Origin of the sequence: Vibrio sp. R-1 (genome assembly GCF_035615595.1) — a bacterium.
GTDB classification, from domain to species: domain Bacteria; phylum Pseudomonadota; class Gammaproteobacteria; order Enterobacterales; family Vibrionaceae; genus Vibrio; species Vibrio cholerae.
Genome location: NZ_WPDC01000012.1, coordinates 1 through 13,642, shown reverse-complemented (window position 1 = coordinate 13,642; position 13,642 = coordinate 1). Strand labels below are relative to the sequence as shown.

10 protein-coding genes are annotated in these 13,642 nt (G+C 48.6%); 9 read left to right on the top strand and 1 reads right to left on the bottom strand.

Annotated elements, in window-relative coordinates:
• Positions 1-65 precede the first annotated feature (65 nt).
• The 4 genes from trpS to GOU96_RS04410 all read left to right on the top strand — a co-directional run bounded on the left by trpS (position 66) and on the right by GOU96_RS04410 (position 6,138).
• Complete coding sequence (trpS, locus tag GOU96_RS04425; RefSeq protein ID WP_000042609.1) at positions 66-1,082, top strand: tryptophan--tRNA ligase; 1,017 nt, start codon at positions 66-68, stop codon at positions 1,080-1,082.
• Between the two features lie 174 nt (positions 1,083-1,256).
• Complete coding sequence (locus tag GOU96_RS04420; protein ID WP_267781460.1) at positions 1,257-2,012, top strand: substrate-binding periplasmic protein; 756 nt, start codon at positions 1,257-1,259, stop codon at positions 2,010-2,012.
• Positions 2,013-2,280: 268 nt separating this feature from the next.
• A complete protein-coding gene (gene xds, locus GOU96_RS04415) occupies positions 2,281-4,890 on the top strand; it encodes a GlyGly-anchored extracellular endonuclease Xds (RefSeq protein ID WP_267781440.1) in 2,610 nt (869 codons plus the stop codon).
• Between the two features lie 261 nt (positions 4,891-5,151).
• Positions 5,152-6,138 (top strand): immunity 49 family protein, encoded by a 987-nt coding sequence (locus GOU96_RS04410; RefSeq protein ID WP_258503426.1) that lies wholly within the window; start codon positions 5,152-5,154, stop codon positions 6,136-6,138.
• Between the two features lie 58 nt (positions 6,139-6,196).
• Here the strand turns inward: GOU96_RS04410 and rimO are convergent, their stop codons facing one another.
• A complete protein-coding gene (gene rimO / locus GOU96_RS04405; protein WP_174500060.1) occupies positions 6,197-7,609 on the bottom strand; it encodes a 30S ribosomal protein S12 methylthiotransferase RimO in 1,413 nt (470 codons plus the stop codon).
• A gap of 253 nt (positions 7,610-7,862) precedes the next feature.
• Here rimO and GOU96_RS04400 point away from each other — a divergent pair, with 253 nt between their 5' ends.
• From GOU96_RS04400 to GOU96_RS04380, 5 genes are all read left to right on the top strand, one after another.
• On the top strand, positions 7,863-8,444 hold the full coding sequence (locus GOU96_RS04400; RefSeq protein WP_000925686.1) for an aminodeoxychorismate/anthranilate synthase component II: 582 nt from the start codon (positions 7,863-7,865) through the stop codon (positions 8,442-8,444).
• A gap of 397 nt (positions 8,445-8,841) precedes the next feature.
• The gene (locus tag GOU96_RS04395; protein WP_000215474.1) at positions 8,842-10,053 is read left to right on the top strand and encodes an aspartate aminotransferase family protein; all 1,212 of its coding nucleotides are present in this window, start codon (positions 8,842-8,844) and stop codon (positions 10,051-10,053) included.
• Positions 10,054-10,184: 131 nt separating this feature from the next.
• Entirely contained in the window at positions 10,185-11,204 is a 1,020-nt protein-coding gene (astA, locus tag GOU96_RS04390) for an arginine N-succinyltransferase (RefSeq protein WP_113629132.1), read from the top strand.
• Between the two features lie 9 nt (positions 11,205-11,213).
• Positions 11,214-12,671, top strand: a complete 1,458-nt coding sequence (gene astD, locus GOU96_RS04385; RefSeq protein ID WP_114812242.1) for a succinylglutamate-semialdehyde dehydrogenase — start codon at positions 11,214-11,216, stop codon at positions 12,669-12,671.
• A gap of 142 nt (positions 12,672-12,813) precedes the next feature.
• Complete coding sequence (locus GOU96_RS04380; protein ID WP_000189091.1) at positions 12,814-13,605, top strand: DUF1338 domain-containing protein; 792 nt, start codon at positions 12,814-12,816, stop codon at positions 13,603-13,605.
• The last annotated feature ends 37 nt before the right edge of the window (positions 13,606-13,642 follow it).

The window sequence follows — 13,642 nt, the reverse complement described above, 5'->3', positions numbered from 1 at the left end:
CCGTGCGCGGTTTTTGTCCCTTTGTTTTGTGTAATTTCAATTTTAGTCACAAGGAAATCAAACCCATGAGCAAACCCATTGTATTGAGTGGTGTTCAACCGTCAGGTGAACTAAGTATCGGTAACTACTTGGGTGCTCTACGTCAATGGCAACAGATGCAAGATGATTATGACTGCCAGTACTGTGTTGTGGATTTGCATGCAATTACGGTTCGCCAAGATCCAAAAGCACTGCATGAAGCGACATTGGATGCTTTGGCTATTTGTCTCGCCGTTGGCGTTGATCCGAAAAAGAGCACGCTATTTGTTCAGTCACACGTACCTGAGCATGCTCAACTCGGTTGGGTTTTGAACTGCTACACCCAGATGGGTGAGCTGAGCCGCATGACTCAGTTTAAAGATAAATCAGCGCGTTACGCCAACGATGTGAATGCTGGTCTGTTTGGTTATCCGGTACTGATGGCGGCAGATATTCTGCTGTATGGCGCGCACCAAGTGCCAGTGGGCAGCGATCAGAAACAACATCTGGAACTGGCACGTGATATCGCGACCCGTTTCAACAATATCTACAGCCCAGAACAGCCGATTTTTACCATTCCTGAGCCTTACATCCCAACTGTGAATGCGCGGGTAATGAGTCTGCAAGATGCGACTAAGAAAATGTCCAAATCAGACGATAACCGCAAAAACGTGATCACCTTGTTGGAAGATCCAAAATCGATCATCAAGAAGATCAATAAGGCGCAGACCGATGCGGAAACCCCACCGCGTATCGCTTACGATGTTGAAAACAAAGCAGGCATCGCGAACCTGATGGGACTCTATTCTGCAGCGACAGGTAAAACCTTCGCCGAAATCGAAGCTCAGTACGCAGGCGTTGAAATGTACGGCCCATTCAAGAAAGATGTGGGTGAGGCTGTGGTGGCGATGCTTGAACCCGTGCAAGCAGAATACCAACGCATCCGTAACGATCGCGAATACCTGAACAGTGTAATGCGTGATGGCGCAGAAAAAGCCTCGGCAAAAGCGCTGCAAACGCTGAAAAAAGTCTATGCGGCGGTTGGTTTTGTGGCGCGTCCTTAAGCCAAAGCGAGCACAATCAAGTCACAGTGAATAAAGCTAGGTTTTCCTAGCTTTATTTTTTGCACGCGAGATAGGTTTGCACAGAGCGAAAGTATCTGCGGAATTCTCCCATCTGCGTTTCACACGGCTACACTTAAAACACCGAAATTTAAAAGAGTGTTAGCCATGAGATTCATGTTGCTGTTGATGCTAGTCGGGATGGCGCATGGAGCGCTAGCCAACCCCTTACGTGTCTGCGTTGGGGACGTTAATGTCTGGCCACCGTTTACCTATTGGCAAGGCAGCTCTGCACAAGAAAAGACAGAATCATTGACGGGATCAGCCACGACCTTGGTACTCGAAGCACTGAAAAAACAAGAGATCGAATACCAACTGCATTTCATGCCATGGGCTCGGGTTCAACAAGAATTGGCGCAAGCGACAGGTCGCTGTGACCTAACTTGGGATGCTAGCTATCGAGCCGAAAGGGCGGAATACAGCTATTTCTCGGTACCGCTCTATACGATCCAGTTGGGCTATTTCACCTTGCCGGAAAACAGTAAGGATTTGAATCTGGCTACCGACAGCGATGTACTGTGTGGGGTCAATGGTTTTAACTACCAAAATTTCGCATTACCACGAGAGCCATCACTGACACTCAATTCTGTTCAGCAAGCCTTAAATATGCTGCAAAAAGAGCGTTGTGATTGGTTCGTGAGTGAAATTGAGCCAATTTATGGCGGGGTCATGTTAGGGCTCTATCAGTTAGATAGACCGATTCAGCATCACTTTTTAGGCAAAACCAAGGAGTACCATGTGCAGGTACGGCGTAGCCTACCGAACGCGATGCCACTCTTAAACGGCCTCAATGAGTACATTTTACAAGCCCAATCCAGCGGACATGCGCAAGCGGTTTTTGATCGCTTCTTGTCGATAACGCAAACCGAATAAATCGACGCCATGGCAGTTATGACTTCCTTATCCTCCCAGAGCGGCTCATTCGCCGCGCTGGCTATTTACCCCGCATGTTGAAACTTTGCTATGCATTCAAGTATTTGCTCTATTGATGAGATGAATATCTCGATATCAGTGCTGAATGTTTTTGTGTTGCATGAAAAACAGTAACACTCATCGCGTAAAGTCGTTTTTTTTAGCGCAACACTGGTTCAATACACCCTGTTTTGTCTGTTAATCGCAAATAGGGAGGAGAAGGTACATCATGGAAATGAGAACAACCCCGAATTTAACGCGTTCAACGTTAGCTTTAGCAATTAGTTTTGGCTTAGTGGCACCAAGCTACGCTGACCTACTGATTTCCCAATACGTTGAAGGCAGCAGCTTCAATAAAGCGATTGAAATTGCCAACACGTCCGATCAAACGGTGAGCCTGAATGGCTATCAACTGGCGATGTCGACCAACGGCAGCGGCACTTGGGATAAAACTTTACCGCTCGATGGACAAGTGATTGCGGCGCGCGATGTGCTGGTGATTGCCCACGGCAGCTCAAATAGTGCGATACTGGCAATCGCCGATATGACCAACAACACAGTGGTTAACTTTAATGGCAATGATCCGATTGCGCTGCTCAATAGCGATGGCACAGTGCATGATGTGGTCGGCAGTATGGGCGGCGCAGATTTTGCGAAAGACAATACGCTCGCCAGAACAAAACTCACCCCAAGCGCTACTTACCAAGCTTCCGATTGGGCGACCCAAGGCAAAGACAATATTGATGGGCTTGGCGCACTGGATGTCGCCACGCCGCCGAGTGCATTCAATTGTACGCTAGATGGGGCTGAACCAAGCTTTACTACTATCCAACAAATTCAAGGTGAAGGCAGTACTTCTCCCTATATCCAAGGTTATCCCTACATCACCAATGAGGATTTCTTTGTCAAAGGTGTGGTGAGTGCAGTAACAACAGGACTGACTAAAGGCTTCTATCTGCAAGCGCTGGAAGATGATTACAACCCGAACACCTCGGAAGGTTTGTTCGTGTTTACCAACCAAAGCAGTTCGGACTTAGCACCGGGCGATGTGGTGTGCGTGAAGGGCAAAGTTCAAGAGTATTACAACCTGACGCAGCTAAAAGTAGAAAACAATCAATGGGTGAAACAAAGCCAGCAAGCTGCGCCACAAGCGCAAGCCATCGAGATCTTGCCTTCGGATGAAAACTTTGCGCAGACGCTAGAGCGTTACGAAGGTATGTTGGTAAAAACGACACCTGAGCTGGATATGCGTGTGACTCGCACCTTTGGTTATGACTATGCTTCGCGCCGTAACAACATGGTACTGGCGCAAGGTCGCATCAATATGCATCCAAACCAGCAGCATCCTGCCGGCTCAGAGCAAGCTTCGCAACAGAAGCTGGATAACGTGCAGCGCCGCTTGTTTGTGGAATCGGATGCCAAAGCACCAGATGGGCAAATTCCATATTACCCGACATTTGGCCGCACCGATGTCGATCAAGATGGTTCAACCGAAGACTATATCCGAATTGATGATACGGTTTCAGGCCTCGAAGGGGTTGTGAGCTACAGCTATAACGAATATCGCCTGATTGTGACCAACACCATCTCGGCAGAAAATCTGGTGCATAATGCGCCGCGTCAAGCCAAGCCAGATCTGGATGAAGGCGATCTGCGCATTGCCACTTTCAACGTACTTAACTACTTCAACTCGCCGTTTGGTGGTGATGCTAACCAACATGGGGATAACCGTGGCGCCAACAATCTGGCTGAATTTGAAGTGCAGCAAGCCAAGATTGTGAATGCGATTGTTCGTTTGGATGCCGATATCGTGGGTTTGATGGAAATTGAGAACAACGGCTTTGGTGAAGGTTCGGCGATTGCGCAATTGGTGAATCAGATCAATAGCCAAATCGCGGATAAGAAAAAACACTACCGCTTTGTGGCGATTGACTCGAATGGTGATGGCAAAACCGATGCTGCCGATTCACTGGGTACTGATGTGATCACCACAGGTGTTATCTATCGCGATAAAGTGGTGAAGCTGGCGCAAAATCGTGTCATCCCAATGCCAAGTCAGCAAGCACCAGAGGTGATAGATGCCAACGGTAAAGTGATTGAAGATGGTAAAAACTATCAGCGTGATACGCTTGCCCCAACCTTTAAAGTCAAAGGTGGCAACGAAAAAATCACTGTCGCGGTGAATCACTTCAAATCGAAAGGATCAGCGTGTTGGGAAGATGCCGCGCCCGTTGAGCAAGGCGGACAAGCTGGCAAAGATCTCGATTACCAAGGCGCATGTGAAAACTTCCGCGTTGCCGCCGCGGTAGCGTTGGGTGATGCGCTGGCGAAAATCGATGGGCATAAAGTGATTCTCGGTGATATGAACTCGTACGGCATGGAAGATCCTATGCTGGTGCTGACGGACTACACACCAGAGAAATACGGCAAAACCATTCGCGCCGCACGCAATACTTACATTGCCGGTGTGGAGCAGTTTGGAGATTCAGGCGCAGAGATCAAACACAGCTACGGTTATCTCAACGCAGTTGCAATGAAACATCCAGATAGTTGGAGCTACTCATTTAACGATGAAGTCGGCGCGTTGGATCATCTGTTAGTCAGTCCAAGCCTCAAACACAAAGTCGTGGATGCGACCGATTGGCACATTAACGGTGCAGAATCGACCTTGTTTGACTACAACGATGAGTTCAAAGGCAACCTGCCGAAATACAAGGATCAATTCCGCGCCTCAGATCATGACCCTGCGGTATTGGAGCTTAACATCTACGGTGGGTCATTAGGTTTAGGCGCACTGCTTGGCCTATTGGGGCTTGGTGTTTGGCGCCGCCGTCGCTAGCCACGATTCAACCAATAAGAAGAATTGATACCTAAACAACTTTGGAGTTGCAGTTAGGCGGCAAGTGATTGAATTCCCATGAGTATAAGCAAACTATGTGATTATGGAGAACGAGCTTGACCAACACCGCTGCAGCTTTAAGTTGGAAGGATATAAAGCCAAGTAGTTTTACTTGGTTTTATATTTTAACATCAGCTGATTTTTCCTTATGCCAAGCCAAAACATTGATCAAAACGTACAATATGAAATAGGGATACAGCTATGAACGATTTTTCTCAGCACTACTATCAAGCTATTTTGGCGGAAAATGGCGCACTTGAAGGTCGCCCTGTGACATTGCTAGACGAAATACACACCGAACTTGATAGCTTTAATAATGTAGTACCGCCAGAGCGTTATCCTGTAATTATGAGTTCTTTTGCCTGGAGTTTAGCTAACTACGCGGTGCAGTGTGAATTACTCGGTTGCCCTCAATGGCACGTGAAATGGCTACTAAAAGAAGCAGTTAACGCATGGCGGGCACACTTTAATATGGAGCGTCAACCAAATCAGTCAGTAACCTTTGAATTTCTTGGGGAAAAACGGTGTGCGATAGCGCCAGCTAAAACGCACTTTACCAGTTTTAACAAGTGGATGGAGGCGCTATGTCTTGCTGAGTTGGTCGGCGATAGCGCGGCTCGCAGCGATCTTTTGGCTTATCCAGTGGAAAATTTCCTTAATGTGGGGAGTGTGAATACGGTAAAAACAGACATTGATTTTAGCGAGTTATTTAAATGCTTTTTTTCCCGTGAAACCGATATTACCCGCAAAAGCGAGATATTTAATCGTTGTAATGCATTAGTGCAGCCAGGGGTTATTACCGAAATTGATGGCGATTTTGTTGAAACCTATGCTTGGTTTATGAATATCCCGCTTTTTCAGTTAATTAGCTACCATTGGCAAGTGCAAGAGGAGTCATTAGAAGAGATTACGCAAGCTGCGATGCAGGCAAACTATGAATATTTTAGTGAAATTGCTCCACAACCGGGTGCAGAAAGGGGACGTGATTCGGTAGATCTTTTCGATCCTTTCGCTCTTTTACATTTGCAGATTTTAGCTATTTTACGAGTGATTTATTTAGAAAGCGGTGAGATGGTTAATATTAACTCGCCATTTCTTCCGCAGTGGCTTATTAGAGGTGAGGGACCTAGTTTAGATGAACTTAATCAAACAATGCCCACATTTGATTTAACTATGTTTACGCAGTAGATAAACCAAAGGCTAGCGTGTGCTAGCCTTTTTAGTTTCTTACGTTGGTGGTGTGAACTTACTGCGCGTCGTGCAGTACGCTGCCCCACAGGTCGTATTCATCGGCGTGTTCAATCACAACGTTAACCAGCTCACCCGGTTTCAGGTTGGTTTCACCGTTGAGGTAAACCAAGCCATCAATTTCCGGTGCATCGGCGTAAGTACGGCCAATCGCGCCTTCTTCATCGACTTCATCAATCAGCACTTGCATGGTGCTGCCGATGCGTTTTTGCAGTTTGGCAGCACTGATCTCTTGCTGCACGAGCATAAAGCGCTCGAAACGATCTTGTTTCACGTCTTCTGGGATTTGATCTTCAATCTCGTTCGCTGCAGCGCCTTCAACAGGCGAGTACTTAAAGCAGCCCACGCGATCGAGTTGTGCTTCTTTCAGCCAATCGAGCAGGATTTGGAAATCCTCTTCAGTTTCGCCCGGAAAGCCCACGATAAAGGTGGAGCGGATCACCAGTTCTGGGCAGATTTCACGCCATTTTTTGATGCGCTCTAAAGTGCGCTCCGCTTGTCCCGGACGCTTCATCATTTTCAGAATACGTGGGCTGGCGTGTTGGAATGGAATATCCAAGTAAGGCAGCACTTTTCCTTCTGCCATTAATGGGATGATTTCATCCACATGTGGGTAAGGGTAAACGTAGTGCAGACGAACCCAAATGCCCATTTTGCCAAGCTCTTCACTGAGCGCTTTGATGTTGTGGCGCACCGGTGAGCCGTTGGCAAAACCTAGGCTGTGTTTGGTATCCACACCGTAAGCACTGGTGTCTTGGCTGATTACGAGCAGCTCTTTTACGCCCGCATTTTTCAGGCGTTCCGCTTCACCAATAATCTCACCCACTGGGCGGCTCACCAAATCACCACGCATTGATGGGATGATGCAGAAAGTACAGCGGTGGTTACAACCTTCAGAAATTTTCAGGTAAGCGTAATGCTTGGGCGTCAGTTTCACCCCGTGATCCGGCACTAAGCTGGTAAAAGGGTTGTGGGCTGGCTTTGGCGCGTATTGGTGTACGTGCTCCAATACGTTTTGGTAAGCGTGTGGGCCTGTAATACCGAGTACATTGGGGTGTACTTGGCGAATTTCATCTTCACGCGCGCCGAGGCAGCCCGTCACAATCACTTTGCCGTTCTCTTTCAGCGCTTCGCCAATGGTATCCAGAGACTCTTGCACCGCACTGTCGATAAAACCACAGGTGTTAACGATCACCACATCGGAGTCGTGGTAGCTGTTGACGATCTCATACCCCTCAGTGCGTAGTTGGGTCAGAATGCGTTCTGAATCCACTAAGTTTTTTGGGCAACCTAAGGAAACAAAGCCAATTTTATTGCCTGTGGTTTGGCTATGTTGGCTTTGCTCGGCGATGGTTTTTTTCGCCGTTTCCAGTGTCGTGGTTTGATTTGGCGTAAAAGTCTGAACTGTCATTGCTCTGTGTGCTACCTGATAATTATCGAATCACCGTCCTTATCGCTTCTGTGCAGAGCGTGGCTAGGGGACGGGTATAAAAGTCGGCGAATTATAACTGAGCTTAGGAAATTGAATAGGGGAGAGAAAGGAAAATTGCGCAAAAAATGCGCGCAAACGTCTGCTCAAGTCGGTTAACTTTGCTTAATGCTTGCCTTTAGAGTGGAGTCCTGCACAATAACGCGCACTTTATTTCCATCCCAAGGTCGTATGCATGCTACTGATGATCGATAACTACGATTCGTTTACTTACAACCTGTACCAATACTTTTGTGAGTTAGGGGCGCAGGTCAAAGTGGTACGTAATGATGAGATCGATCTGGATGGGATCCGCGCGCTGGCACCAACACATTTGGTGATTTCTCCGGGACCATGCACGCCTAATGAAGCGGGGATCTCGCTCGCGGCGATTGAAGCGTTTGCTGGCCAACTGCCCATCCTTGGCGTTTGTTTAGGGCATCAAGCCATTGCGCAAGCGTTTGGTGGGCAAGTGGTACGCGCTCGTCAGGTCATGCATGGCAAAACCTCACCCATTCGTCATACGGGACAAGGCTTATTTAGCGGATTGAATAACCCGCTAACGGTGACGCGTTACCATTCCTTGGTTGTGAAAAATGACACTCTGCCCGAGTGCTTTGAGCTGACGGCATGGACTGAGCTTAGTGATGGCAGCATTGACGAAATCATGGGTTTTCAACATAAAACCCTAGCCCTTGAAGCGGTACAGTTTCACCCTGAGTCGATAAAGACAGAACAAGGCCACCAATTGTTGGCGAATTTTTTAAACCGCACCTAATCCCAAGAACGATGCGCAACCAGTGCCGATCGTACTGACTGCGATCACTTTTTTCGCTTTCTATCAAAGATTTATCCGCAAGCTGTCATTTTTCAAGCTTATTCATAGAGGATTGTGCTACCCGCGCCATGCCTTGATTTTGCTGCCTCTTTGCTTCATTTCCTATCGCCTCATAAAAATCACTTCATAAATAATCTTTTTTATTGCATAAATAGTCGTTCGTGGTGTGGGGTTTATCTCACTTGCCTGTGCATACGAGATCTTTCACCATTGAAATGGTTAAATAAATGTAAATACAATGCTGCAAATGCTTTAAGGAAATACATAATCTAACACAGAGCCATTTTGTGGAAGAATCGCTTATCTCTGAGCATGCGGTATCGAGAGGGAATGGGTAATGACGGTGGAAATGAGTGTAGATCGGAGTTCTTTTGATGAGGTGATGGTGCCTTGTTACAACCCGATGGAGTTTATCCCAGTAAAAGGTTTTGGTTCACGGATTTGGGATCAGCAGGGTCATGAGTACATTGACTTCGCTGGCGGGATTGCGGTGAGTTGTCTAGGGCATTGCCACCCAGTGATGGTGCAAGCCTTGACCACCCAAGCCAATAAGCTGTGGCATTTAAGTAACGTAATGACCAATGAGCCAGCGTTGCGCTTGGCGAAAAAACTGACTCAAGTGAGTTTTGCCGAAAAGGTCTTCTTTGCCAACTCCGGCGCGGAAGCTAACGAAGCAGCACTCAAACTGGCGCGTCGTTATGCGGCCGATGTGTATGGTCCTGAGAAATCCGAGATTATTGCCTTTAACCAAGGTTTCCACGGTCGTACTTTCTTTACCGTATCGGTCGGTGGTCAAGCGACCTATTCGGATGGTTTTGGCCCTAAACCGGGTGACATTGTTCATTTGCCTTATAACGATTTGGCTGCACTGCAAGCGCAGATCTCCGATCGCACTTGTGCTGTGATGATGGAGCCGCTGCAAGGTGAGGGCGGGATCATTTCACCCAGTGCCGAATTTGTGCAAGCGGTGCGCGAGTTGTGTGACAAACATAATGCACTACTGATTTTCGATGAAGTGCAGACGGGGAATGGTCGTACCGGTGATTTCTATGCGTACCAAGGGATTGGTGTGACACCAGATATTCTGGCGACCGCAAAATCTCTCGGTGGCGGTTTCCCAATCGGTGCCATGCTGACCACGGCGAAAATTGCTGAGCACATGAAAGTGGGCGTACACGGTTCGACTTATGGCGGCAACCCATTAGCGTGTGCCGTAGCGGAAGCCGTGGTGGATTTCGTCGCGCAACCAGAAATACTGGCTGGTGTGAAACAGCGTGAGCAGTGGATGCGCGCTGAGCTAGAGAAAATCAATCAGAAATATCACTTATTTAAAGAGATCCGCGGTAAAGGTTTGCTACTTGGTGCGGCACTCAACGATGAATGGCAAGGCCGCGCGCGTGACATTCTGGTCGCTGCGGGTAAGCAAGGCTTGATGGTGTTGGTGGCCGGGGCGAGCGTGGTTCGCTTTACGCCATCTCTCATCATCAGCCAACAAGAAATCGAAGAAGGTATGGCTCGCTTAGACAAAGCGATCGCCACACTGATGTGATAGCCACGAGCTTGTTGCCCAAGCTCTAAATGATGAACCACGGAGGTTCGTCGCTATCACTGACTGCATTAGGGTGAACGGAGACATCGGTTCGCCCTAATGTAGAGAATACGCATCGGGAGGGAGTAAAGATGCTGATTGTTCGTCCGATTAGCATGGCCGACTATGAGGCGCTACATACCTGCGCTGTCGAGTCCGGCCATGGCTTCACATCATTACCAGTAGATCAAGAGCTACTGACTAATCGTATTACCCACTCAGAATACAGCTTCAGCAAACCGAACGTCACCACGCCCGGCGATGAAGGCTATTTGATGGTGGGTGTGGATACTGAAACTGGGCAAGTGGCCGGAACCACGGGTATTGAAGCCTCGATTGGCTGGGATGTGCCGTTTTATTCTTACCACATCAGCACCATAGTTCACTCGTCGCCTAAATTGGGCGTCAACAATGTAGTGAAGTTGCTGACGTTTGGTAACAACTACACCGGATGCAGTGAAATCTGCACCCTGTTTTTACGCCCACAGTATCGCCAAGGCTTGAATGGTCGTTTGATGTCGAAATGCCGTTTTCTGATGATGGCGGAACACTCACACCGTTTTTCCAAAACCATTTTTGCTGAGATGCGCGGCGTCTCCGATGCCGATGGCAATTCACCATTTTGGAAGTGGCTACAAGAGCACTTTTTCTCGATTGATTTCACTTTGGCCGATTATCTGACTGGAATTGGCAAAAAAGGCTTTATCGCTGACTTGATGCCCAAGCTGCCAATTTACGTCAATTTGCTGAGCAAAGAAGCGCAAGCGGTGATTGGTCAGGTGCATGAAAACACGCGACCCGCCTTGGTATTGCTTGAGAAAGAGGGCTTCACCTGTCGCAATTACGTCGACATTTTTGATGCGGGCCCAACCGTGGAATGTGAGCTGAACAACATCGAATCGGTGCGCCACTCAGTACGCGCTATTGTTGAAGTGGCAGAACATTCGAGCTCGCAGAATTTCATTATGTGTAACACCTCGTTTGAGAACTTCCGGGCTACGGCGGCCAAAGCCGCATACAGCCAAGAAGATAACGCGGTGATCATCTCCCCCAAAGTGGCCGCGGCGTTAGAAGTGAGCACGGGGGATTATTTACGGATTTTGGCGCAGTAGGGGATAGCCATGACACATTGGATAGCCGGTGAATGGGTTGCGGGGACCGGTGAAAATCTACAATCACATACGCCTTATAGCCATGAGCTTTTATGGCAAGGCTACAGCGCTAGTGGCGAGCAAGTCGACGCGGCGGTGAAGGCCGCTCGCCGCGCTTTTCTCGACTGGAAAAAACGCCCATTTGCTGAGCGTGAACAGAAGGTGTTGGCCTTTGCGGAATTGGTGAAAGCCAACAGCGAACAGATTGCGCAAGTGATTGCTAAAGAGACGGGCAAGCCTTTGTGGGAAACGCGCACGGAAGCGGCTTCAATTGCCGGAAAAATCGCGATTTCGATTCGTGCTTATCATGAGCGTACCGGTGAAACCGTGCGTGAAGCGGCAGGCAATCAACTGGTATTGCGCCATCGACCGTTGGGTGTGATGGCGGTGTTTGGGCCGTATAACTTCCCCGGCCATTTACCGAATGGGCATATAGTGCCTGCGCTGCTGGCGGGTAATACCGTGGTGTTTAAGCCTTCTGAACAAACCCCGTGGACTGGCGAAGTCTTGATGCAGTTATGGCAACAGGCTGGCTTGCCTGCTGGTGTCATCAATCTGGTTCAAGGCTCAAAAGAGACGGGGATAGCTCTCGCGCAATCCCGCGGGATTGATGGTTTGCTGTTTACGGGGAGTGCCAATACTGGGCATCTGCTGCATCGCCAATTTGCAGGTCAGCCGGACAAAATGCTGGCGTTGGAAATGGGTGGCAATAACCCTATGGTGATCTCAGAGCACTATGGCGATCTGGATGCCACGGTTTACACCATTATTCAATCGGCGTTTATCAGTAGTGGTCAACGCTGCACCTGTGCGCGTCGCTTGTATGTGCCACTCGGGACGAAAGGCGATGTACTGCTCGATAAACTGGTTTCCGTAACGGCCAAGCTGCGTATTGATCAGCCCTTTGCTGAGCCCGCACCCTTTATGGGACCGTTAGTTTCTGAAGCAGCAGCACAAGTGATCCTCAAGGCGCAAGCAGATCTACAAGCGCTAGGCGGAAAAAGTCTACTTGAAGCTCGCGCCTTGCATGCGGCGTTTATCACTCCGGCCATCATTGATGTGACGGCGATTGAGCGCTTACCGGATGATGAGTATTTCGGGCCTTTGCTGCAAGTAGTGCGTTACCAGACTTTGGCGCAAGCGGTAGAGCTTGCCAATGATACCCGCTTTGGTTTATCCGCTGGGCTTGTCTCGACGGATGATGGCGAGTGGGATTACTTTGTCGAACATATTCGTGCGGGCATCGTCAATCGTAACCGCCAATTAACCGGAGCCAGTGGTGATGCGCCATTTGGTGGTCCAGGAGCATCGGGCAACTTACGCCCCAGTGCCTTCTATGCAGCCGACTATTGCGCTTATCCAATGGCCTCAATGGAAGGGGAGACAACGCTGCTTCCTGCTACCTTGAGCCCGGGAGTTGAACTCTAATCATAATTTATTTTGTGCCTGCGCAGCCAAGTAGGCACTTTTTTCGTCACAGGTTGAAAGCTTTATCGTGTTAGCGCTGGATAAATTACACGGCGTCTAACCCTAGTCCGTTTGCGTTTCATAGGATCAATAAGGAGGCGTTATGACGCCAACAGCTTTATTCCAATCGCTCTGGAATGATTATATTGAGCGCCTCTGCCCATCGGCAGACAGAGTGCATCAACTCCTACAAGAAGATGAGCCGCTGATTAATGATCATATTGCGCTGCGCACATTTAATTTGGCGCCGCTGGGCTTAGAGACGCTGGCTAAACCGTTTCTGGCACTCGGCTACCAAGCGTGTGGTGAGTATGAGTTCAAAAGTAAAAAACTCTTTGCTAAGCATTTTGAACATCCCGATCCTTTGCAGCCTAAGGTTTTTATCAGTGAGCTGAAAGTGGAAGAGTGTTCACCTGAGCTGCAAGCGATTGTTGAAAAGCTGGTGGCACAAGTTCAGCCACAAGCATTAGCCAGTGAGGCTTTTTTGTATGGCGGTCGCTTATGGAGCTTAAGCCATGCCGACTATCTTACTTTGGCGAAAGAGAGTGAGTATGCTGCTTGGCTTGCGGCGCATGGTTATGGTGCAAACCACTTTACAGTCAGCGTGAATCAGCTCAATGCGCTGCATGAAGTGAAACAGGTCAATGACCATCTGCGCCAACATGGCTTTAGCATCAATGAATCGGGTGGGGAAGTAAAAGGCTCACCAGAAGTCTTGCTCGAACAGTCTTCGACCATGGCTGATAAAGTGTTAGTGCGTTTTAACGAAGGCGCGGAGATGATCCCCGGTGGCTTTTACGAGTTTGCCAAACGCTATCCTATGGCTAATGGTCAGCTCTATCCCGGATTTGTCGAAGCTTCGGCGGATAAGATTTTTGAAAGCACGAACCGTTAAATCTAACGCATCATACAAATAAAAATAGCCACCGCAG